At 69.3% G+C, this 21870-nt stretch carries 17 protein-coding genes and 1 tRNA gene; 15 read left to right on the forward strand and 3 right to left on the reverse strand.

What is annotated here, in order from left to right; translation table 11 throughout:
• The first annotated feature begins 321 nt into the window (after positions 1-321).
• Genes JYK02_RS19780 through JYK02_RS19800 form a run of 5 tightly spaced genes read left to right on the forward strand, consistent with a single transcriptional unit; the run spans position 322 to position 5392 of the window.
• Positions 322-1656, forward strand: coding sequence for an inositol-3-phosphate synthase (locus tag JYK02_RS19780; RefSeq protein WP_207053141.1), 1335 nt, complete (start codon positions 322-324; stop codon positions 1654-1656).
• Positions 1634-2569, forward strand: a complete 936-nt coding sequence (locus JYK02_RS19785; RefSeq protein WP_207053142.1) for a phosphatase PAP2 family protein — start codon at positions 1634-1636, stop codon at positions 2567-2569. The genes JYK02_RS19780 and JYK02_RS19785 overlap by 23 nt, the downstream gene beginning before the upstream one ends.
• Positions 2562-3806: a GtrA family protein gene (locus JYK02_RS19790; protein WP_207053143.1), complete on the forward strand. Its 1245-nt coding sequence runs from the start codon at positions 2562-2564 to the stop codon at positions 3804-3806. The genes JYK02_RS19785 and JYK02_RS19790 overlap by 8 nt, the downstream gene beginning before the upstream one ends.
• On the forward strand, positions 3796-4791 hold the full coding sequence (locus JYK02_RS19795) for a hypothetical protein (RefSeq protein ID WP_207053144.1): 996 nt from the start codon (positions 3796-3798) through the stop codon (positions 4789-4791). The genes JYK02_RS19790 and JYK02_RS19795 overlap by 11 nt, the downstream gene beginning before the upstream one ends.
• 19 nt (positions 4792-4810) lie before the next feature.
• Positions 4811-5392, forward strand: a complete 582-nt coding sequence (locus tag JYK02_RS19800) for a fused DSP-PTPase phosphatase/NAD kinase-like protein (RefSeq protein WP_207053145.1) — start codon at positions 4811-4813, stop codon at positions 5390-5392.
• Positions 5393-5410: 18 nt separating this feature from the next.
• Here the strand turns inward: JYK02_RS19800 and JYK02_RS19805 are convergent, their stop codons facing one another.
• Together JYK02_RS19805 and JYK02_RS19810 are read right to left on the reverse strand one after the other, a co-directional pair.
• Positions 5411-6043 carry a sterol desaturase family protein gene (locus tag JYK02_RS19805; RefSeq protein ID WP_207053146.1) on the reverse strand — a complete coding sequence of 211 codons (633 nt, stop codon included), beginning with the start codon at positions 6041-6043 and terminating at the stop codon, positions 5411-5413.
• 195 nt (positions 6044-6238) lie between these two features.
• The gene (locus JYK02_RS19810; RefSeq protein ID WP_207053147.1) at positions 6239-8722 is read right to left on the reverse strand and encodes an efflux RND transporter permease subunit; all 2484 of its coding nucleotides are present in this window, start codon (positions 8720-8722) and stop codon (positions 6239-6241) included.
• A gap of 376 nt (positions 8723-9098) precedes the next feature.
• On the opposite strand from JYK02_RS19810, the gene JYK02_RS19815 reads away from it, so the two are divergent.
• The 3 genes from JYK02_RS19815 to JYK02_RS19825 all read left to right on the forward strand — a co-directional run bounded on the left by JYK02_RS19815 (position 9099) and on the right by JYK02_RS19825 (position 13064).
• Positions 9099-11624, forward strand: coding sequence for an efflux RND transporter permease subunit (locus tag JYK02_RS19815; protein ID WP_242588813.1), 2526 nt, complete (start codon positions 9099-9101; stop codon positions 11622-11624).
• Positions 11625-11672: 48 nt separating this feature from the next.
• Positions 11673-12302, forward strand: coding sequence for a hypothetical protein (locus JYK02_RS19820; RefSeq protein WP_207053148.1), 630 nt, complete (start codon positions 11673-11675; stop codon positions 12300-12302).
• 177 nt (positions 12303-12479) lie between these two features.
• Positions 12480-13064, forward strand: coding sequence for a hypothetical protein (locus tag JYK02_RS19825; protein WP_207053150.1), 585 nt, complete (start codon positions 12480-12482; stop codon positions 13062-13064).
• 176 nt (positions 13065-13240) lie between these two features.
• Here the strand turns inward: JYK02_RS19825 and JYK02_RS19830 are convergent, their stop codons facing one another.
• Positions 13241-13456: a hypothetical protein gene (locus JYK02_RS19830; RefSeq protein ID WP_207053152.1), complete on the reverse strand. Its 216-nt coding sequence runs from the start codon at positions 13454-13456 to the stop codon at positions 13241-13243.
• Between the two features lie 180 nt (positions 13457-13636).
• On the opposite strand from JYK02_RS19830, the gene JYK02_RS19835 reads away from it, so the two are divergent.
• The 7 genes from JYK02_RS19835 to JYK02_RS19865 all read left to right on the forward strand — a co-directional run bounded on the left by JYK02_RS19835 (position 13637) and on the right by JYK02_RS19865 (position 21814).
• Entirely contained in the window at positions 13637-14905 is a 1269-nt protein-coding gene (locus JYK02_RS19835; RefSeq protein ID WP_207053154.1) for a hypothetical protein, read from the forward strand.
• Positions 14906-15042: 137 nt separating this feature from the next.
• Positions 15043-17187, forward strand: coding sequence for a glycogen debranching protein GlgX (glgX, locus tag JYK02_RS19840; RefSeq protein ID WP_207053156.1), 2145 nt, complete (start codon positions 15043-15045; stop codon positions 17185-17187).
• Positions 17188-17222: 35 nt separating this feature from the next.
• Positions 17223-17888 (forward strand): class I SAM-dependent methyltransferase, encoded by a 666-nt coding sequence (locus tag JYK02_RS19845; RefSeq protein ID WP_207053158.1) that lies wholly within the window; start codon positions 17223-17225, stop codon positions 17886-17888.
• A 235-nt stretch (positions 17889-18123) separates the two neighbouring features.
• A tRNA-Trp gene (locus JYK02_RS19850) sits at positions 18124-18193 on the forward strand.
• Between the two features lie 268 nt (positions 18194-18461).
• Complete coding sequence (locus tag JYK02_RS19855; protein WP_207053160.1) at positions 18462-19586, forward strand: slipin family protein; 1125 nt, start codon at positions 18462-18464, stop codon at positions 19584-19586.
• 126 nt (positions 19587-19712) lie between these two features.
• A complete protein-coding gene (locus JYK02_RS19860; RefSeq protein WP_207053162.1) occupies positions 19713-21008 on the forward strand; it encodes an AAA family ATPase in 1296 nt (431 codons plus the stop codon).
• Positions 21005-21814 carry a hypothetical protein gene (locus tag JYK02_RS19865; protein WP_207053163.1) on the forward strand — a complete coding sequence of 270 codons (810 nt, stop codon included), beginning with the start codon at positions 21005-21007 and terminating at the stop codon, positions 21812-21814. Before JYK02_RS19860 ends, JYK02_RS19865 begins: the two co-directional genes overlap by 4 nt.
• Positions 21815-21870: the final 56 nt, after the last annotated feature.

The following is a 21870-nucleotide window of genomic DNA, read 5'->3' on the forward strand; positions in this document are numbered from 1 at the left end:
TGACCCACCCGGCGAGCGCCCCCGAGGGAGCCCGCCGTGGTGGGTCAACCATTTGCCCTCCGGATGCTGTTTCTCTGACAGGGCCGTTCGTCCTGGCTTGTAGCGCCCCCCCGGCCCGAGTCATGCAGCCAGGGCCGCCGTGGTACGAGCCGCTTCGCCGTCCTCACATCACGTTGAAGTGACAGACGGTTTAGAGTATCAACCATCCGCTTTCGAGATTTTCCACCTTCCGTCCGGCAGCCTGCCGGCGCCGGATGGACGGACTCGGAGACGCTCATTACGGGCGGAGCGAATTTCCCGCCTTTCGAAGGAATCAGGACGATGGAGAACAAGAAGAAGGTCGCGAAGCCCGAGGGCAAGCTGGCGGTGCTCATCCCGGGCCTGGGCGCTGTTTCCACCACGCTGATGGCGGGTGTGGAGCTGGCGCGGCAGGGCAAGGGCGCCCCCATCGGCTCGCTCACGCAGATGGGCACCGCCCGTCTGGGCAAGCGCACCGACGGCCGCACCGTGAAGCTCAATGAGCTGGTGCCGCTCGCCACGCTGGACGACGTCGTGTTCGGCGCGTGGGACATCATCAGCGAGGACGCCTACCAGGTGGCCGTGCGCTCGGGCGTGCTGAGCGACAAGCACCTGGAGCAGGTGAAGCCCTTCCTCCAGGGCATCAAGCCCAAGCCGGGCGTGCACGACCCGGAGTTCGTGCGCCGCATCACCGCGAACCACATCAAGGCCACCAAGACGCACCGCGAGAGCATCGAAGCGCTGCGCCAGGACATCCGGGACTTCAAGAAGGAGCTCAACGCCAAGCGCGCCGTGATGGTGGTGTGCAGCAGCGTGGAGACCTTCCGCCCGCTGCCGGAGGCCTTCCAGACGCTGGCCAACTTCGAGAAGGCGCTGGACGCCAACAGCACGGACATCAACCCGACGGCGCTCTACACCTACGCGGCCATCAAGGAAGGCGTGCCCTTCGCGAACGGCACGCCGAACGCCGCGGTGGACACGCCCGCGCTGCAGGAGCTGGCGAAGCTGGAGGGCGTGCCCGTGGCGGGCCGTGACCTCAAGAGCGGCCAGACGATGATGAAGACGGTCATCGCGCCCGCGCTCAAGGCGCGCATGCTGGGCCTGGAGGGCTGGTTCTCCACCAACATCCTGGGCAATCGGGATGGCGAGGTGCTGGATGATCCGGCGGCCTTCAAGGCCAAGGAAGTGACCAAGTCGAGCGTGCTCGACACCATCCTGCAGCCGGACCTGTACCCGGAGCTGTACAACAAGTACTCGCACAAGGTGTCGATCCACTACTACCCGCCCCGCGGCGACGCGAAGGAGGGCTGGGACAACATCGACATCACCGGGTGGCTGGGCTACCCGATGCAGATCAAGGTCAACTTCCTCTGCCGCGACTCCATCCTGGCGGCGCCGCTGGTGCTGGACATCGCGCTGTTCATGGACCTGGCCAAGCGGCTGGAGTGGCGCGGCATCCAGGAGTGGATGTCCTTCTACTTCAAGAGCCCCATGGCCCACCCGGGCCTGCCGGTGGAGCACGACCTGTTCATCCAGCTGACGAAGCTGAAGAACACGCTGCGCGTCGTCGCGGGCGAAGAGCCCATCACGCACCTGGGGATGGACTACTACGGGGATGACCTCCCGCTCGCCCGATAAGAACGCCTCCGCGTTCAAGTGGCTCGTCACCGTCCTGGCGATGGGCCACTTCGCGTTGGTGGTCTCCACCGGTCGGGTCCGGTGGGAGCACGTCGCGGCGGACCTGCTGCTGGTGGTGCTGGCGCATGCCGGCGCCGGCCCGCGGCGGTTCCTCCGCGGCGCGTTCCCGCTGTGGCTGACCGGCATGATTTTGGACAGCCAGGCGCTGTGGCTGGGGGTGCGCGGCACCATCCACACCGGCGACCTGTGGAACCTGGAGAAGCTGCTGTTCCCCGCGCCGGGCGGCACGCACTGGCCCGAGTGGTGGTCGCGCCACCCGAACACGTTGCTGGACCTGCTGTGCGGCTTCGCCTACGCGGCCTACATCTACGAGGTCTTCCTCGTGGCGCTGTGGTTCTTCTTCAAGAAGGACGCGCGCTTCGAGCAGCTCTGCTGGGCCTTCTTCGTGGTGAACGCCATTGGCGTGGTCGTCTACGTCCTCTACCCCGCGGCGCCCCCCTGGTACGTCCTGAAGTACGGGCCGGGGCTCGCGAACCTGGCGGCGCCGCCCAGTCCGGCGGGCACCGCGCGCTTCGATGCCTTCTTCGGCATCCACTACTTCGCGAACTTCTACGCCCGCAACCCCAACGTCTTCGGGGCCATGCCGTCGCTGCACGCGGCCTATCCGCTGATGATGGTGCTCGTGCTGTGGCACAAGGGCCCCGCCTGGCGGGTGGGCACCGGTCTGTTCGCGCTGCTCGTCGCCTTTTCCGCTGTCTACCTCACGCACCACTACGTGCTCGACGTGCTCGCGGGAGTCACCGCGGCGGTCGTGGCCTTCGTCGTCGTGAGGGCTGTCTTCGCAAGACGGGCCCTGGGTTCGCCCTCCGTGGCGCCCGTGACCCTGCCGTCTGGAGGAAACACCCGTGCATGACAACGTCCTGGCATTGCTGAGCGGAGACCTGTCCCCCTCGGCGCGCATCTGGACCGCCCTGGCGCCCGCGCTCTTCGCGGTCGCCTACTTCCTCGTGGGGCTGGTGCTGTTCTGTATCCGGTGCGCCATCAAGGGCATCCCGAGGGACGCGGAGACGCTGACGCGCGGCAAGTCGGTGCTGGTGGGCTTCTTCCTGCGCCACTACTTCTTCTGGGTCATCCAGCCGCTGTGGCGGGTGCTCCTGCGCTCGGGGCTGCCGGCCAACGCGCTGTCCATGCTGTCGGGCCTCTTGGGCGTGTCGTCCGGCGTGGCGGTGGCGGCGGGCCGCTTCGCGCTGGGCGGCTGGCTGTTCCTCTTCGCGGGCGTGCTGGACGTGATGGACGGCCGCGTGGCGCGCACCCGCAAGGAGGCCAACCCCGCGGGCGCGGCGCTGGACTCCGTGCTGGACCGCTACGTGGACTCGGCCATCCTCATGGGCCTGGCCTGGTACTACCGGGACACCTGGGTGCTGTTGCCCGCGCTGGGGGCGCTGATGGGCTCCTCGCTGGTGCCGTACGTGCGCGCCAAGGGCGAGGGCCTGGGCGTGAGCGTGCGCGACGGCGCGATGCAGCGGCTGGAGCGGGTGCTGTTCCTGGGCGTGGGCACGGCGCTGTCGCCCATCCTGGAGGCGCTGTTCTGGCCGGAGCAGAAGCACCCCATGCACTGGCTGGCGGTGGCGGGCCTCGTCTTCGTGGCCGTGCTGAGCAACGTCACGGCGGTGTCGCGCTTCCGCACGCTGGTGCGGGCGCTGACGCCGAAGAAGCCGGTGCAGCCGCGCTCGGGCGTGGCGCTGTTCGGCTTCAACGCGGCGGCGGGCGCCATCGCCACGGCGGTGGACTTCGTCGCGGTGCTGGGCATGGTGGAGTGGGGGGGCATGTCTCCTGTGTGGGCCACGGTGGCCGGCTGCGTGCTGGGCGGCGTGGTGAACTACTCCATCAACCGGGTCATCACCTTCCGCAGCCGGGGCGCGGTGGCGCCGCAGTTGGCGCGCTACACGCTGGTGAGCGCGACCAGCGCGCTGCTCAACGCGGGCGGCGTGGCGCTGCTCACGCTGCACCCGCAGCTGGCGTACACGCTGGGCTGGTGGGTGGTGCGCGGGGTGGTCTACTTCGCGTGGAACCTGCCGCTGCAGCGCGACTACGTCTTCAACGACAACGCCTCGGGTGAGCTCCTGGAGCAGCGGCCCCATGCGGCGTGACACGCGCGCCCGCGGCTTGAGGGCCCTGCTGGTGGGGGCCCTGCTTTCACTTCCAGGGGTGGCGGCGGCGGGCGGCGTGCTGGGGTTGTCCTACAACTCCAGCGACCGGTACGGAGAGAGCTTCACCTTCGTGGCGGACACGGACGACGGCACCTACGTGACGGTGAACCTGTCGGTGACGAACATCGGCCCGGGGTCGCGCACGGGCATCTGCCGCGCCACGGTGCTGCAGCCGGGCAAGCCGGTCTGGTCCGCGCAGAAGCGCCTGGGCGCCAATGACTGGGGCTACAACCCGGCGTTGGATCAGCTCACCCTGGGCGAGTGCACCGCCCGGGCCACGGACACGGGCCTGACGGTGGAGGCGCCCCTGGACAACGGCCGGGTGAAGCTGGAGTACGCGAAGAAGGCCGAGCCGTGGTCGCCGGACGGCTCCGTGGTGGAGGAGGGCAAGGACCGCTACCGCCACGAGGTGGTGCTGGCCGGCAGCCCCGTGAAGGTGAAGCTCCAGATTCCCCTGCGGGAGACGGTGACGCTGCAGGGTGGCGGGTACGTGGACCACTCGCGCAGCACGGTGGCGCCGGCCAAGCTGGCGAAGCGCTGGGTGCGCTTCCGCGCGCTCAAGGGGCCGCCGTACGCGGTGGTGCTGGGGCGCGAGGGCCAGGGCGGCGACTACGCGCCCGTGTACCTCTGGGAGGACCACGGGGACGCGAAGCAACTGGAGTCCTTCACGCTCACGCAGACGGGTGAGAAGGCGAAGAGCACCTGGCGGGCGGAGTTCACGGACCGCGACGGCAAGCCGGCGCTGACGCTCAAGGGCACGTCGCTTCTGCAGCGCAGCGCGCCGGTGGAGTCGCTGGGCGTGCTGAGCGGGCTGGTGCGGCCGATGGTGGGCTCGCCGGTGACGTACCTGCTGCGCGGCGTGATGGAGCGTCCGGGCAAGGCGCCGGTGGACGGGCTGATGGAAGTGACGCTGGAAGGCGAGTAGCAGGCAGGGGATTGCAAGCGTGAGCGAGTCGTTGCTGCGGTCGGTGCATCACGTCCCCGGGGTCCGGGGGTTCGTGCGCAAGCAGGTGCTGCGGGTGGTGGCGCGAGGGGTGGAGTGGACCACCAAGCTCCCCGGCAAGCGCGCCCTCAACGTGTCCCAGGTGAATGCGTGGCTGCACGTGGGCGGCAGCGTGTCCCGCGCGCGCTACGGCGAATTGAAGGCCCGGGGCATCACCTGCGTCATCGACCTGCGCGCGGAGCGCAGTGACGACCGCGAGGCGCTGGCGGCGCTGGGCATCGAACTGCTGAACCTGCCGGTGACGGACCGCTATCCGCCGTCGGTGGAGCAGCTGTCGCAGGGCGTGCGCTGGGCGCTGCCCAGGCTGGACGCGGGCGGCGTGCTGTACGCGCACTGCGAGCACGGCGTGGGCCGCGGGCCGCTGATGGGGCTGGCGGTGATGGTGGCCCGGGGCTGGGACGCGCCGGAGGCGTACCGGACGGTGCGAAAGGCGCGCTGGCAGGCGACGCTGAACGACCGGCAGCTGCGGGGACTCGCGGACTTCGTGGCCGCGTGGACGGGCGTGCCGGAGCAGGCCGCGTAGCAGGCGCGCGTCGCCGCCTCACGCCTTCACGCCGGAGCGGGTCTCCTCGCCTGACGCATCCTTCCCGGAGCGCTTGGGGGCCCGTCCACCGCTGCCCATCAGGGTGTCCATCCACCTGTTGCTGATGCCGAAGTTGCGGTCCGGCGTCGCGAAGTGGTGCGCCATGTGGTGCGCGCGCAGCGCCTTGCCCCAGGCCGTGCGCGGCGTGCGGTGGTGCGTGGCCCAATGGAGGGTGTCGTAGGTCACGTAGCCCCAGACGATGCCCACGAAGTACGGAATCATCTGCACCGGGTGGCCCACCCACCACAGCAGCCCGCCAATGAGGGACGACAGCGGGACGGTGACGATGAGCGGCATCACCAGTCGCTGGGCGTCGTCCGGGTACTTGTGATGGTAGCCGTGGGCAATCTCATGCACCCGCCGGGTGAGCGGGCCTTTGCCCTCCCAGTGGAAGGCGAACCGGTGGATGCCGTACTCCATGAGGATCCACGTCAGCAGCCCCAGCGGGACGAAGAGCACGCTCATCCCCACCGTCGTCCGTCCCCTCGCCAGGCTCCACCCGAGCAGGCCCACCGTGAGCGGGCCGTAGAGGAGGACCGGCACCGCGGGGTGCAGCTTGGAGGCCGCCTCCATGAAGGCATTCTCGAACATCCGGCCAGATTGATGCCTGAAGTATGGGCGCCCCATACCGCGTGAAGATTGGGCTGGGGACTCCCGGGCGCCCATGCCCGTTCGTCTCTCCGCAGTGTCGGCTGGCGGAACGGCCCCGGCCCCTCCGGGCGCAATGAAAAAGGCCCCGGCGGGATGTGCCGGGGCCTCCTTGCCTGCGACGTCCGCTTTCGCGCGTCAGCTCTCCGCGGGGCGCTCGGTGCCGTCGCCGCTGGCGGGGGTGGAGGCGGCGCTGTGCTTGTTGCGCCAGCGGTCCACCAGCAGCAGCAGCGCCGGGAAGCCCACCAGCACGATGACCATGTTCACCGCGAAGCCCAGGTTGGCCAGGTCGCCAATGGAGTTGAGGCCCGGGTGCTTGGCGAACACCAGCGCCAGGAAGCCGATGGCGCTGGTCAGCAGGCCGCCCGTGATGGCTCGGCCTGTCTCCGCGTACACGGTGGTGAAGTCCGCGCCCGGTTCACCCAGGCGCTCGATGAGGTGCACGCCCGCGTCCACGGTCGTGCCGATGAGCACCGGGATGACCACGATGTTGAGGTAGTTGAACTGCAGGCCCATGAGCGCCATCAGGCCCACCAGCGCCGCGATGGAGAGCAGCGTGGGCAGCATGCAGATGACCGCGTTGCGCAGGGAGCCCAGCGTCAGCCACATGGCCACGAAGACGCTGACCACCGCGGCCACCAGGATGCGCGGCCCCTCGGAGGCCACCATGTCCAGGATGTCCGCCAGGATGAGCGCCTCGCCCGCCGCGGACACCTGGCTGCCGTCCGGCATCTGGAGGTTGCGCACCTCCTTGGTGAAGCGCCGCGTGCCCACGCCGTCCGACAGGCTCACGTTCGCGTAGACCAGCACCACGCCGCCCTTCTGGCCGGCCGCCGGCTCGAACTGGCGGCGCAGGCTCACCGGCAGGTCTTCCCGCGTGAAGGGCTGCGCGGCCGTCATCTTCACCGCGCGCAGCAGGTCGTCACGCTGGGCCTTGTCCACGCGCTCCGGGTCGATGCGCTGGAGCTTCTTGTGGATGGACTGGAGCAGCGCGTGCTTCTCCTCCTGCTGCTGGGGCACCAGGTCCTCCAGCGCGCCCACGAAGTCGATGGTGGAGTCCTTGCCGAACTTCGCCTTGCGCGCCTGGAGCTGGTTCACCACCTCGCGCTCCATGGCCTCCGAGTCCGTCAGCACCACCACCGGCGTCGCCGAGTAGCCCAGGATGTGGTCGATGCGCCGGTCCAGCCGCACGCTCGGCAGCGTCACGTCATCCAGCTTCGTGGAGTCGTAGTTGAAGCTCACCCGGTACGCCTGGCTGATGAGCCCCACCAGCGCCACGCCGATGACGACCACCACCGCGCGGTAGCGGCGCGGCAGGAAGCGCGCCAGCAGCGCCATGGGCCCGGACTGCGACTGGTGCTCGCGCGGCACCCAGCCCCAGCGCGACACCAGCCCCAGGAGCGCCGGGAGGATGAGCAGGTAGGACGCCACGCTCACCAGCATGCCCACCGCCGCGATGACGCCGAACTCGTGGAACGCCCTGAACTCCGACAGCGACAGGCTCAGGAACGTGAGCGCCGCCACCAGCGCGGAGATGAGCGCGGAGAAGCCCGTGTGCCGGAACGTCTCACGCACCGCCTCCTCCGACGTCATGCCCTCCGAGCGCAGCGTGCCCCACCGGCCCAGCAGGTGGATGCCGTGCTCCACGCCCAGGCCGCCCAGCACCGCGCCCAGGAAGGCGGTCAGGAGATTTACCTGCCCGTACGCCACGCCCACGAAGCCGTAGGTCCACGCGAGGCCCGCGACCACCGGCACCATGGTGAGGCCCACGGACAGCGCGCTGCGGAAGTGGAAGACGAGGTAGGCCAGGAGCAGCACCAGGGCCAGCGTGGACGCGCGCGCCAGGTCGCCGGTGATGACCGCCTGCTGGTCGATCTTCTTCTTGAACGTGCCGGTGATCTCCGTGTGGAAGCCGGGGCCGTACTTCGACAGGTCCTGCTTCGCCAGGTAGTCCTCCACCTGGGTGATGACCGTCTTGGAGTAGCCCAGGTCCGCGGACGAGCCCTTGGCCTTGAGCAGCATCACCACCATGCGCTCCTGCGGATCCAGGTAGTACAGGCCGCCCTGCCCCGCGAGCCGCATGTTCGCGCCGCCGGTGTACTTCTTCTGGATGTCGCTGAAGTCCAGCGACGGCGGGGGCTCCTCCTCCAGCCGCACGAAGAGCGGGTTGGCCTGCTCCTTCTCCCACGCGAAGCGCGCGTCGATGCGCTCCTCGATGGTCTTCAGGTCCGGCAGGTCCACGTAGTAGAGGCCGTGCTCGTCGAAGAACTGGCTGGGCCGCTGCGCGTTGACGAAGCGGATCTCCGACAGCGTCGCCAGCTTCGGCGCCATGTCATCCACGAACTGCTTGAGCTGCTCCGGCTCCGCGCCGATGCCGGCCACCACCACGTTGCCCTGGCCGCCGAAGCGCGTGCGCAGCTTGTCCAGGTCCTTCACGGACTGGAAAGTCTTGGGCAGCAGGTTGGCCAGGTCCGCGTTGAGGCGCAGGTCTCGCGCGAAGAAGGTGCCCATGCCCGTCAGCACCAGCGTCACGAACAGCGCCACCCAGGGACGCTGGTGGCTGCGGGCCGCCAGGGAGCCCATCGCCGCCTCGAACCGTCCGGACCACCGCGTCTCACTCATGGATGTGATTTCCTGCTGTAGGCCCGCGCCGTGACGGCCGGGGCAACCTTGAGCCCGGACGAACCGGGCCGCTCACGCGTATATGCCCCGAGCCACCGTGCGTCCAGGCATCGCCCCGGGGCCTCCGCCGGCCGCATGCCCGGCGCGGGGAACAAACAACGCATGAACAAACCGCGCCATGTATGCCGCCCACGCGCGCGTCATGCCAGGGGATCCGCTCCCCTCTGAGGCTTGAGGCATTTTGCCCCACACTCCGGTGCCGGGCGTTCGGGCGGGCTTCCCTGTCGCGCCGTGGTGCCGGGGGTCCGTGGCATGGGCAGCTTTTGCTCCAGCACGAGCCGTTTCAGGCAGCAGGCGCCCCCTGGGAGCACGGTCCATGGCCACACCCCCGTCTTCACCATCGGAGCGCACGTGGATGCACCGGGTGGAGCGCACGATGGGTGCGCTGGCCGCGCACAACCATCGCCGCCCCGTCACCGCGCTCGTCTGCGCGCTCCTGCTGTCCGTCGTGGGCCTGCTGTCCGCCCGCCACCTGTCCCTCAACGCGAACCTCGTGGGCCTGCTGCCGGATTCGTTCGAAAGCGTGCAGGCCATCCACACGCTGGAGGAGCGCTTCGGCGCCCAGGGGTGGGTGGTGGTGGTGGGCGAGGACGCGGACCCCGCGCAGCTCAAGCGGTTCGCGGACGACCTGGCGCCGAAGCTGGAGGCGCTGCCGGGCATCCGCTACGTGGAGATCACCCGCCCCAGCAGCTTCTTCCGCGGCCATGCGCTCTACTTCCTGTCGCCAGAAGATTTGAAGGAGGTGGAGCGCCGCATCGACGCACGCCTCACGTGGGAGCGGCAGCATGCCAACCCGCTCTTCGTCTCGCTGGATGACGCGCCGGCCCCGTCGCTGGACTTCAGCGACCTGGAGAAGAAGTACGCCGGCGGCGCGGTGACGCGCCTGTCCAGCCATCCCAGCGACTACTACCTGGATGCCTCCGCGCGCCGCGTGGTGGTGCTGGCCAAGCCCGAGACGTCGTCCGCGGACCTCGCCTTCTCCACGAAGATCGTCGAGGAGGTGCGGGGCGTGCTCAAGCAACAGGACCTGTCGAAGTACGGCCCCGGCTTCCACACGGAGATCACCGGCTCCTTCCAGAAGAAGATGGATCAGCAGGCGCAGATCACCCGCGACGTGGCGGTGTCCTCGACGGTGGCCACGGTGCTGGTGCTGCTCTACCTGTTCCTGCACTTCCGCAGCGCGCTGTCGGTGGGGCTGGTGCTGGCGCCGGTGGGCGCGGGGCTCGCGTGGACCTACGGCCTGGTGGCCATGGCGTACGGGCAGGTAAATCTCCTGACCGCCTTCCTGGGCGCCATCCTGGGCGGCCTGGGCGTGGAGCACGGCATCCACCTGCTGGGCCGCTACCTCGCGCTGCGCGGAGAGGGCAGGTCCTCCGAGGACGCCACGCGCGAGGCGTTCACGCACACGGGAGGCGCGGCGCTGGTGTCCGCGCTGGTGGCGGCGCTCACCTTCTTCGTGCTGGGCACCTCCCAGCTCCGGGCGTTCCGCGAGTTCGGCGTCATCGCGGGCGTGGGCATGCTGGTGCTCGTGCTCGCGTACGTGGTGGTGCTGCCGGCGGTGCTGGGGCTGGTGGCGCGCTGGGGCTGGACGCCACGGGCGTCCTCCACGGAGACGACGGAGGCCCCGCTGGGCCGCGTCATCATCCACCGGCGCGGGCTGCTCACCGCCGTGTCCGTGCTCGTCGTGGCGGGCCTGCTCACGCAGCTGCCGCGCCTGCGGTTCGACTACGACATCTCGTCGCTGCAGGACCAGCGCCTGGACTCCTTCGTCCTGGACCGCGCCGTCAACCAGCTCATCGGCTATTCGCAGGTCCCGCTGGTGGTGCTCACGAACTCCCGCGGCGAGGAAGCGGCGGTCGTCCAGCAGCTCCAGGCGCGCAAGCAGCAGCGGGGCGCGGACTCCACGGTGGACTTCGTCGCGGCGCTCGCGAGCCTCGTGCCGGACCGGCAGCAGGAGAAGCAGGCCATCCTGGAGGACATCGGGGAGCTGCTGAAGCGCGTGCCCGAGGGCCAGCTCACGCCCCAGCAGCGGGAGCAACTGGAGGAGCTGCGCGTGCAGGTGCGGGCGAAGCCCTTCACGGAGGCGGACCTGCCGCGCAGCGTGCGCCAGCAGTTCGAGGGACGCGGAGGGCCGGGCACCGGCTTCGTGCTGGTGTATCCGTCCGCGGATCAATCCAACGGACAGGCCATGCGCCAGCTGGCGAAGGAGGTTCGCGGGGTGAAGCTGCCGGACGGCCGGGCCGCGGTGGTGGCGGGCGAGGCGATGGTGCAGGCGGACATCTTCGACACGGTGGCGCACGAGGCGCCGTACATCCTGCTGGGCTCCACGCTCACGGTGCTGCTGGCCATGTGGATCACCCTGGGCGGCCTGCGCACCGCGCTCCTGTGCCTGATGCCCACGGTGGTGTCGCTGTTCGCGGTGCTGGGGCTGATGCCGCTGCTGCACATGGAGTTCAACTACCTCAACATCCTGGTCATCCCGGTGCTCATCGGGACGACGGTGGACGCGGGCGTGCACCTCATCACGCGGCTCGCGTCGCAGAGCAGCGACTTCGTGCGGGTGTACTCGGAGACGGGCAAGGCCATCTGCGGCGGCCTGCTCACGAGCGCGGTGGGCTTCGGCGCGCTGCTGCTCGCGGACCACCCGGGGCTCAACTCCATTGGCGCGCTGGCGAACGTGGGGTTCGGCATGAACCTGCTCATCATGCTGGTGACCTTCCCGGCGCTGCTGCTGGTGCTCTCCGAGCGCAAGCGGCGCCACCGTGCGGTTTCCCCGCGTCCCCGGGATGCGCACCTGTTGGAGGAAGGCCGGGGTCCTCATCGGCCCACGCCCTCCCACTAGGCCGAGGCGTCGTCCGCCCGGCCGTGCACACCGGCAAGGAGCGGGACGATGTCTCAGCAATGGATCTGGATGAGTCTGGCGGCCGGCACGCTCGCGCTGGGCACCGCGAACGCGCAGGTGGATCCGAACTCCGCGGGCGCCATCACCACGGGCCAGCCGAACCCGGGGGCCCCTCCGGGCACCGTCGCCCCCACCGCTCCCGCGGGCAGCCCCATCAGCAGCCCGTACACGGAGCCCCTCGGCAACCCCACCGGCACGGCCAACCCGGGCATCGGCGGCAGCGGCAGCGGCAGCAGCACGGGCGCGGTGATTCCGCAGCCGTACAGCGCCCAGCCGTTCGTCTCCGGCACCTCGCCTGCCACCCTGCCGCCTGGCACCGGCACCACGGTGGCGGGCTCGACGGGCTCCACCGCCACCACGGGCGCGCTGATGCCGCCCGCCACGACCGCTCCCGGCACCACGCTGCCGGGGACCTCCACCAGCATCGTGACGCCCGGCACTCCGGCGGGCACGATGTCCAGCACGGGCGTGGTGCTGCCGCCCGCCACCGGCACCACGCCGCCGGGCATCACGGGCTCCCAGCAGCCCACCACGCTGTCGCCGGACAGCAACACGTCCAGCAACTCCGTGACGCCGCCAGGTGGCGGCGACGTGACCAATGGCACCGTGGGCCCTTGAGCGTGCATTCCGGCGAACAGCACCGGGCATGCAACCCTCCCATTCCCCCCTCCCGAGCCGTTCCCAGGGCAGGCAGGCGGATGAGCCACCCCTGCACACACCGTCCGGTCTGCTCACCTTCGGTCCTGCAGGCAGTCGGGACCTTTCAAGCAGTCACACTCAATCGGGGGAATCCACATGAAGAAGTTCCTGAAGACCCAGCTGACGGTGGCGGCGGTTCTCGCGGGCGCGCTCGCGCTCGGCACGGGCTGTAAGTCGGATCAGTCCGCGACGCGCGGCACCGAACCGACACCGGCTTCCGACTCCACCACGGGCTCGGGCATGGACACGACCGGCACCGGGACGGACACCTCGGGCTCCGGCACCACCACCACGCCTCCGCCCAGCAGCGGCGGCTCCGGCTACGACACGGGCAGCACGTCGCAGGACTCGACGATGCCGCCCTCGGACTCCAGCACGGGCGGCTCCGGCGCGATGGATGACTCCGCGCAGCCTCCCGCCAGCGACGACAGCAGCACCATGGATCCGGGCACCGGCGGCGCGGGCACCGGCGAGGCCGAGCCGGGCGTGCACGACGGCGAGATGACCGAGCCGGGCACGGGCGGCTCCGGCACGTCCGCGGACGACAGCGCCATCCCGGACGACAGCACGCTGCCCAACGACTCCACGCTCGACCCGAACAGCTCCGGCGCCAAGGGCAACATGAACACGCCGACGCCGGACTCCACGGGCACGCTGTCGCCCAACAGCACCACCCGCTAGACCTCTTCACCCCTTCCGCCGTGACACCCACGGCGGCACGGTGACTTCCAGCGAGCGCCCGCGACCTCCACGGTCGCGGGCGCTTCGTTTTTTGGCTTCAGGCCACGACAACAACAAGACCCCGCCGACGCCCGGGAGGCGTCAGCGGGGTCCGTGGAACCACGGGGCCTGGAGGCTCAGGTCACCTTGACGCCCGGCGAATAGGGCTGGCCCACCGGCTCGATGATGCGCGGGCTGCCGTTGTCACCCGGACCGTTGCCGGGACCGCCACCCGGGTCGAAGGTGGACGGCACGTGGTGTTCACGCCGCTCCTCCTCCTCGGTGACAGCTTCGCGCGCCGGTGAGGGAGGCAACTCCTCCAGGGGGATGTGCAGCACGTCCTTCTTGCTCATGATGAACGCCTCCTTTCCCCTCTCAGGTTGGGGCGCTCGGGGGCATTCCGCCACCGGGCGCTCCCCTGCCCGCCCGCCCCCCTGCCCCGGAAGTTGTCGCTCCTGGATGACAGGGAGCAGCCTGGGGCTTATCCAAAGAGGTCCAGGCAGCGTCCACCCCAACCCGAGAGCATCCACCCCATGAAGCTGTTGCTGGCAGGCCGACGAGGAGCAAGCGACCCGCTGTTCGCCCCCCCGGAGGCGCCCCTGCTCTGGCTGCGGCGCGTGGAGACGTGGGTCCAGCAGGTGGCCGAGGGCGTGCTGGAGGGCAGCCGCATCGAGGACGGCCCCCAGGGCGCGCCCGTGCTGCGCCTGCGCCTGCACCCGGCCGCGCCGGAGGTGTCGCTGCTCGCGGCGACCCAGGAGCGCATCGTCGTGTCCGCGGAGACCAACGCCGTGGGCCCCGGCTACCACCGCTACCTGGTGGACCTGCTCAAGAACCTGGGCGAACTGCACAGCATCTCCTGGGCACCGCCGGATGAGGACGCGGGCGTGGGCGACGCCACGGGCTACTTCCACACCGGCGACGCGGGCCCCATCGAGGAGCACTTCCTGGGGTGGCTCCAGCACTCCGTGGGCCAGGTGCTGCGCATGCGCAGCCTGGGCAACTCCGGCTTCGCGCTGTCCATGCGCTTCGGCCACACCTTCCAGCACCCCGGCGCGCTGCTCACGCCGCTGGGCCCTCGTGACGAGCGCTGGCTGCGCACCGTGCACGAGGAGCCGCGCCAGGGCACGGACGTGTTCCCCTGGTGGAACCCCGGCGTGGACGCACTCGAGCGCTTCAACCGCGCCCTGTGCCGTCTGTGGACGGACGTCGTGTGGCGCCCGCCGCTGCTGGAGGAGGAGCGCCAGCGCCTGCGCGACGTGGCCCGGCTGCTGGAGCAGGCGTGGCGCGCGGACCCCACGCTCCCCTACCCGTGGCGCGAGTGGCAGGAGGTGCTCGGCTATCTGGGCATGGGCGGGACGGTCGCGGAGGAGGTGCACCGCCGGGCCCTGGAGTCGCCCGGCGTCGGGCCTCCGATTGGCTACCGGCGGGGCTCCGTGCAGGTGGCGCTCCCCGAGGGCTGGGAGATCCGCATCCCCGGCTCCCTGGCGGAGACGCGCCTGCAGGACGGAAGCTGGGTGGCGCGCGACCATCGCCGCACCGTGCGCGTGGTGCCGCTGGAGGACTCCGCGGAGGAGCAACTGGCGCCCACCAGCCCGGAGCGCAAGGCCCTGGAGCTGGAGCACCACGGCGCCCGCGTCAGCGGCCGCGCGTCCCTGCACGTGGGCCCCGGCGAGTGCCGGCTGACGGCCCTGTGCCGCTCCGGCAACCGCCGCGCCCTCTGCGTCGTCAGCTTCGATGATCCGGACGAGCAGGACTGGGCCCTGGGCACCTGGCGCTCGCTGGACCACGCCGTCGCCGCCTGACGCGGGGCAGGTCGTTTCAGCACCTACCACTTGTCAAATCGCTGCCCGGTGGACAGTCAGCGCACCCGGACGTCTTGCCGCACAGCGCAGTCGCACCCACCTTCCGCGGGCACTTCCCCACGGAATCGAGTGAGACGATGAGCAGCAAGCGGGAGATCTGGCCGGGCAAGCCCTGGCCGCGCGGCGCGACCTTCGACGGGTCGGGCACCAACTTCGCGGTCTATTCACAGGTCGCCACGCGCGTGGAGGTGTGTCTCTTCGACCGGGCGGACCCGACGCGGGAGATTGAGCGCTTCGACCTGCCGATGAGCACCGAGTTCGTCTGGCACGGCTACGTGCCGGACCTGGAGCCCGGGACGCTGTACGGCCTGCGCGTGCACGGCCCCTACGAGCCGGAGAAGGGGCACCGCTGCAACCCGCACAAGCTGCTGGTCGACCCCTACGCCAAGGCGCTGTACGGCGAGGTGGACTGGAAGCAGCCGGTGTTCGGCTACCCCCTGGAGCATCCGAAGAAGGACCTGATGCGCGACGAGCGCGACAGCGCGGCCGGCATGCCCAAGGGCGTGGTGGTGAGCGACTTCTTCGACTGGGGCAATGACCGGCGCCTGGACATCCCGTGGCGCAAGACGGTCATCTACGAGGCCCACGTGCGCGGCCTCACCATGCAGCACCCGGGCGTGCCGGAGCACCAGCGCGGCACCTACGCGGGCCTGGGCTCGCCGGCCATCATCGAGCACCTGCAGAAGCTGGGCGTCACCGCGGTGGAGCTGCTCCCGGTGCACGAGTTCGCGGACGACTCGTTCCTCAACGACAAGGGCCTGTCGAACTTCTGGGGCTACAGCACGCTGAACTACTTCTCCCCGGAGCAGCGCTACGCCAGCCGCAAGACGCCGGGCGGCGCGGTGGCCGAGTTCAAGTCGATGGTGAAGTCGCTGCACGCGGCGGGCATCGAGGTCATCCTCGACGTCGTGTACAACCACACGTGCGAGGGCAACCACCTGGGGCCCACGCTGTCGTTCAAGGGCATCGACAACGCGTCGTACTACTGGACCATGCCGGAGGCGCGCCACTACCTGGACTTCACCGGGTGCGGCAACAGCCTCAACGCCTCCAACCCGCAGACGGCGCGCTTCATCGTGGACTCCTTGCGCTACTGGGTGGAGGAGATGCACGTGGACGGCTTCCGCTTCGACCTGGCCACGGTGCTGGGCCGCGGCGGCAAGGGCGGCTACGACCCGAACGCGCCCATCTTCCAGATCATCAACCAGGACCCGGTGCTCTCCCGCGTGAAGCTCATCGCGGAGCCGTGGGACGTGGGGCTCGGCGGCTATCAGGTGGGCGGCTTCCCGTCGCCGTGGCACGAGTGGAACGGCAAGTACCGGGACGCGCTGCGCAAGTACTGGAAGGGCGACGAGAACCAGGCCGCGGAGGTGGGCTACCGGCTCACCGGCAGCGCGGACCTGTTCGCGGCGGCGCGCCGCAGGCCGCAGGCGTCCATCAACTTCGTCACCGCGCACGACGGCTTCACGCTGCACGACCTGGTCACGTACAGCAGCAAGCACAACGAGGCCAACGGCGAGCACAACCGCGACGGCGCGGATGACAACCAGGCGTGGAACTGCGGCGTGGAGGGAGAGACGGACGACACGAACATCATCTCCCTGCGCGAGCGCCAGAAGCGCAACCTCCTGGCGTCGCTGTTCCTGTCCACCGGCGTCCCGATGATTGTCGCGGGCGACGAGATGGGCCGCACGCAGAAGGGCAACAACAACGCCTACTGCCAGGACAACGAGCTGTCGTGGGTGGACTGGAACCTGGACAAGACGCGCCTGGACCTCCTGGAGTTCACGCGCAAGCTCATCCAGTTCCGCCACGGGCAGCCGGTGCTCCAGCGCCGCCGCTTCTTCCAGGGCGAGCACCTGTGGGAGTCCGAGCACAAGGACCTGGCGTGGTACCGGCCCGACGGCTCGGAGATGGGGCCGGAGGACTGGCAGAAGCCCTTCGTGCGCTCGCTGGCGTTCCTCCTGGGCGGCGACGCCATCCCCACGCCGGACGAGCGCGGCCAGCGCGTCAACGGCGACTCGCTGCTGGTGCTGCTCAACGCGCACCACGACATGGTGGAGTTCACGGTGCCGCCGCCGGGCGAGGGTGGCGCGTGGCGGCTGGAGCTGTACACGGCGGACGACAAGCGCGGCGACGAGGAGATGAAGCCCGGGAAGTTCCAGATGGCCGGGCGCTCGCTGGCGGTGTTCCGCAAGCCGGGGAGCAACAACACGCCGTGATAACGTGCCCGCGCTTTTGATCAGGAGCGCACGGTATGGAGGCAGAGGGAGACGGCGGCCGGAGTGAAGAGGCCGCCGTCGCGAAGGTGTACGGGGAGATCGCCTCCGCCTACGAGGTGCTCTACCCGTCCCTGCATCGCTACGGGGACCGCGTGGAGCGCTTCCTCGCGGGCGTGGTGAAGCCGGGGATGCGCGTGCTGGACGTGGGCTGCGGCCCGGCGCTGCACACGCGCGGGCTGGACGCGTCCGTGGACGTGGTGGGCCTGGACGTGGCGCCGGAGATGCTGGAGCTGGCGAAGCGTGCGCGGCCGTCCGGCACGTGGCGCGTGCACAGCTACCTGGACCCCGTGCCCGCGGAGCTGGGCCTCTTCGACGTGGCGCTGGCCATTGGCTGCCTGGACTTCTGTGACGACCTGCCGCGCGTGCTGGGCCACCTGGGCCGCGCGCTGAAGCCGGGCGCGCGGCTGCTCTTCACGGTGCTGGAGCGCCGTCAGGGCCTGGAGGCGCACGAAGAAGCCACGCGCCGGGTGCGCACCGCGGACACGGACGTGACGCTGCACCTGTGGAGCGCGGTGGAGACGGCGAGAGCGCTGGACATCGCCGGGCTGCGCACGGACTTCTACCTGCACGCGCCCGGCTGGGAGCTGCTCGCGGAGGAGCGCACCATGTGGTTCGGCTGGTGGTACGTGACGAAGGGCTGAAGCGCTCCGTCAGGATTTTCGCACGCTCGCGTCTGCTGGCCCCGTCGGCGAACTTCAGGGGGCGCACGGGGTTGTCCCGAGGCGTTCGATTGCATGCGGGGGCGCTTTGCGCCGGGGCATGGAATTCGGACGTTCCTCACGGCCATCACTCCCGGGTGTTCCCGCCGCTATCGAAGGCCGTACCGGTCGCGCGCCACCGTGAGGCGCGCATCGCGGCCCTTTGCTGGGCACAACACGAACTAGCTCAACGGTAGAGCACGAGACTCCAGATCTCGGTGTCGAAGGTTCGAATCCTTCGTTCGCCTGGACCCCGTCGTTTTTCGCTGGTGCCAACGCGAGTCCACCGCGTCCTCCTCCCCACGCCGCACACTGGCCGGTCGCCAGGGCTTCCGAAGACGTCCGTGCCGTTCGCGGAAGCTCCGGTCGCCGTCCGTGACCGGCATCCGGTGCGGTCGCTCGGGAGGCTGAACGCGGCCCTGGACGGCCTGTTCGCGGGAAGCGCCCGTGGGGCGGCGGGGTCCTTTTCTCCAGCAGCGGAGCCGCACTCTTTTCTTGTCGTCGAGGTGACGTGTCATGGGCATCGGTCGGGTGGAAGTGGCGCAGAACGAGCGGCTGTTCGTCGTGGTGAACGGGCGGGCGGAGCAGTACCTGGGGCCGGGCCGGCACTGGGTGGTGCGTCCCTTCCAGCACGTCCGCTTCGAGCGCGTGCCGCTGGAGCCACCCGTCACCCGGCTGGACGAGGCGAAGCTCGCGTTGGTGCCGGAGAAGGACCTCCAGGTGCTGGAGCTGGGCGCGGACGAGCGCGCGGTGGTCTTCCATCACGGCCAGCCGGTGCGGTGGCTGGGACGGGGACAGCACCAGGTGTGGACGGCGCAGCGGCTGCCCGGTCGTACCGGTCGGCCCGAGTCGCCCACCGTGCGGGTGGAGCGCGTGGACGTGTCCGGCGTGGCGACGGCGCCTCCGAGCGACGAGGTGCGCGCGCTGATTCCGGCCAGCGACTACGTGGAGGCCACGGCGACGGAGGGCACGGTGGCGCTGCGCTACGTGGACGGCGTGCTGGACGCGGTGCTGCCGCCGGGCCGTCACGCGGCGTGGACGGTCGCGCACAAGGTGCAGTTCGCGGTCATCGACCTGCGCGAGCGGCTGCTCCACGTCACCGGCCAGGAGGTGATGACGAAGGACCGCGTGACGCTGCGGCTCAACCTGTCCGCGGCCTACCGTGTGGTGGACGCGCGCCGGCTGGCGGTGGTGGCGCGGGCGCCGGATGAGATCCTCTACCTGGCCATGCAGCTGGCGGCGCGCGAGGCCGTGTCCACGCGCACGCTGGATGAACTGCTCGCCGCGCGCGAGGGGGTGTCGCAGGAGCTGTACGCGCAGGTGAAGTCGGGGGCGGAGGGCGTGGGCCTGGAGCTGCTGCGCTTCGGCATCAAGGACGTGGTGCTGCCGAAGGAGATGAAGGACCTGCTCAACCGGGTCATCCAGGCGCAGAAGGAGGCGGAGGCCAACGTCATCCTGCGGCGCGAGGAGACGGCGGCGACGCGCTCCATGGCGCAGACGGCGAAGGTGCTGGCGGAGAACCCGCTGCTCGTGCGGCTCAAGGAGCTGGAGGCGTACAAGGACCTGGCCGCGAAGGTGGGTCAGGTGCACCTCGTGCTCGGAGAGGGCGCGGTGCCCACGCTGCAGCTCAAGGGCGGCTGAGGTTTCTGTGAGAATCGAGGCCCTCGGACCGGAAGCACGGTCCGAGGGCCTTCGTGCGTTCGGAGGGTCCCGTAGGGATATACCTACGGGTTGACCCCTCCCCCCGTTTCGGGCGAGCTAGGGCGCATGTACGTGAAAGAGGTCCACCTCTCCAACATCCGGTCCATTCAGGAACTGACGTGGACGTTGCCGGATCAGCCGGGCCCTGGGTGGCACGTCATCATCGGTGATAACGGATCGGGCAAAAGCTCGTTTCTTCGGGCGATCGCTTTGACGCTGGTTGGCCCCAGGGAGGCGCTTGCGCTCCGGCAGGACTGGGACGAATGGCTTCGATGGAATGAATTGAGCGGATTCACCCGGCTCCAGCTTGCTCCAACGTCTGGCTACGATCTCGTTGTTGGAACATCTGAGTCTCCTGATGACCCGTATCTCCTCAGCCTGAGATTCTTGCGCACCCCCCAGCAGGCTCGGCCTGTTCATTTCCTGTCGGCTACCCCGGACCCAAAGAGTTCTGCTTGGGAAAATGGCTCGGGCTGGTTCAGCGCTTCATACGGTCCGTTCCGACGATTTACTGGCGGCGACACAGAGCAGGAAAAGCTCTTCCAATCGAATCCCAAGCTGGCCCGTCACCTGTCCGTCTTCGGTGAGTCCGTCGCACTCTCTGAAAGCCTTGAGTGGCTCAAGCTCCTCCAGTTCAAGAAGCTGGAGAAAGATCCCGAGGGGAATCTGCTTGAGTCCTTGCAGCAGTTCATCAACCAGCCCGACTTCCTGCCCAATGAAGCTCGGCTCGAATCGATCTCTTCCAAGGGGGTTCGCTTCGTTGATGGCAACGGCTGCGAAGTCCTCGTCGAGAACCTGAGCGATGGCTATCGCTCCATCTTGAGCATGACTTTCGAGCTGATCCGCCAGCTCGCACGCGCCTACGGCGCCGACAAGATTTTCGCACCCGGAGATCCAACAACCATCATTGTCCCCGGTGTCGTTCTGATCGATGAGATCGACGCGCACCTGCATCCCGTGTGGCAGCGCCGGGTCGGCCACTGGTTCCGGGAACACTTCCCGAACATCCAGTTCATCGTCACGACGCACAGCCCGCTCATCTGCCAGGCCGCGACCGTGGGCAGCGTGTTCCGCCTTCCAAGGCCGGGCAGTGACGAAGAAGCGGGCATGGTCATGGGAGTCGCACTGGACCGCCTTCTCTACGGCAACGTCCTGGACGCATACAGCACCGGAGCTTTCGGCGACGTTCCCCTTCGCTCTCCTGAAGCGCTGGAGAAGCTTGAACGGCTCGCCATCCTCAACCAGAAGGAACTCGCGCAGGGTCTGTCCTCCGAAGAGCAGGCCGAACAGCAGCAACTGCGCGCGCAGCTTCCCACTGCATCCAGCGCCCTTCCGTCCGACACGGAGGTGCCGCAGCCTTGATCCACCTCCCGAACCTTCCGCTGCCGGAACCCGCCAACACGCAGCTCACGGGCTATCAGCAGGAAATCGACTCACTCCCCGATTACGCGACGCGCGTCGAGCGCGCAAAAGAGCGTTTCAGCAGCCTGAACAAGAAGGGCCATCCGACCTTCGACACCGTCAAGGCGACCCTGTCGAAGATGTGCGTGGGGGTCCAACGCTGTGCCTACTGCGAGGACTCGCTGGCCGATGAGGTGGAGCACATCTGGCCCAAGACTCTGTATCCGGAACTGACCTTCGCCTGGATGAACTACCTGTACGCCTGCGGTCCCTGCAACGGGCCCAAGAACAGCCGCTTCGCGGTCTTCGCCCAGGGCACAGGCGTCCATACGGACGTGGGTCGCCGTCGCAACGCACCCGTGGTTCCTCCCGTCCCGGGCACGCCCGTGCTGCTGGATCCTCGCGTGGAGGATCCCATGGACTTCATGAGCTTGGAGCTTCGGGAGACGTTCCTCTTCACCGCTACTGCGGCACCGGGCACCGCAGCGTACGAGCGCGCGAAGTACACCATCGAGACTCTCGGCCTGAACAGCCGCGAAGCGCTCCCGCGTGCACGCTTCCACGCCTATCGAGACTTCTTCGCGCACTTCAAGGGGTACGTCCAAGAGCGTGCCCACGGCCACGCTCCCGAGCACCTCCAGCACCTCGCGCAAGACATCCAGACACGGCAACACGCCACGGTCTGGCGGGAGATGAAGCGGCAGCACCTGCTCATCCCGGAGCTGAAGCGCCTGTTCGAAGCCGCCCCCGAAGCCCTGGGCTGGTAACGCCTGACCCTGTGGCCCTGTGGCCACGGGCCCGCGCCTGGACTGTCTCCCGCCGC

It is taken from the genome of Corallococcus macrosporus (assembly GCF_017302985.1).
Classification (GTDB): Bacteria; Myxococcota; Myxococcia; order Myxococcales; family Myxococcaceae; genus Corallococcus; species Corallococcus macrosporus_A.

What these genes read in the sequence shown, in the direction of transcription:
- JYK02_RS19780 (WP_207053141.1), top strand. Translation starts at nt 322, where the DNA reads ATGGAGAACAAGAAGAAGGTCGCGAAGCCCGAGGGCAAGCTGGCGGTG.
- JYK02_RS19785 (WP_207053142.1), top strand. Translation starts at nt 1,634, where the DNA reads ATGACCTCCCGCTCGCCCGATAAGAACGCCTCCGCGTTCAAGTGGCTC.
- JYK02_RS19795 (WP_207053144.1), top strand. Translation starts at nt 3,796, where the DNA reads ATGCGGCGTGACACGCGCGCCCGCGGCTTGAGGGCCCTGCTGGTGGGG.
- JYK02_RS19805 (WP_207053146.1), bottom strand. Translation starts at nt 6,043, where the DNA reads ATGTTCGAGAATGCCTTCATGGAGGCGGCCTCCAAGCTGCACCCCGCG.
- JYK02_RS19810 (WP_207053147.1), bottom strand. Translation starts at nt 8,722, where the DNA reads ATGAGTGAGACGCGGTGGTCCGGACGGTTCGAGGCGGCGATGGGCTCC.
- JYK02_RS19815 (WP_242588813.1), top strand. Translation starts at nt 9,099, where the DNA reads ATGGCCACACCCCCGTCTTCACCATCGGAGCGCACGTGGATGCACCGG.
- JYK02_RS19820 (WP_207053148.1), top strand. Translation starts at nt 11,673, where the DNA reads ATGTCTCAGCAATGGATCTGGATGAGTCTGGCGGCCGGCACGCTCGCG.
- JYK02_RS19825 (WP_207053150.1), top strand. Translation starts at nt 12,480, where the DNA reads ATGAAGAAGTTCCTGAAGACCCAGCTGACGGTGGCGGCGGTTCTCGCG.
- JYK02_RS19830 (WP_207053152.1), bottom strand. Translation starts at nt 13,456, where the DNA reads ATGAGCAAGAAGGACGTGCTGCACATCCCCCTGGAGGAGTTGCCTCCC.
- JYK02_RS19835 (WP_207053154.1), top strand. Translation starts at nt 13,637, where the DNA reads ATGAAGCTGTTGCTGGCAGGCCGACGAGGAGCAAGCGACCCGCTGTTC.
- glgX (WP_207053156.1), top strand. Translation starts at nt 15,043, where the DNA reads ATGAGCAGCAAGCGGGAGATCTGGCCGGGCAAGCCCTGGCCGCGCGGC.
- JYK02_RS19845 (WP_207053158.1), top strand. Translation starts at nt 17,223, where the DNA reads ATGGAGGCAGAGGGAGACGGCGGCCGGAGTGAAGAGGCCGCCGTCGCG.
- JYK02_RS19855 (WP_207053160.1), top strand. Translation starts at nt 18,462, where the DNA reads ATGGGCATCGGTCGGGTGGAAGTGGCGCAGAACGAGCGGCTGTTCGTC.
- JYK02_RS19860 (WP_207053162.1), top strand. Translation starts at nt 19,713, where the DNA reads ATGTACGTGAAAGAGGTCCACCTCTCCAACATCCGGTCCATTCAGGAA.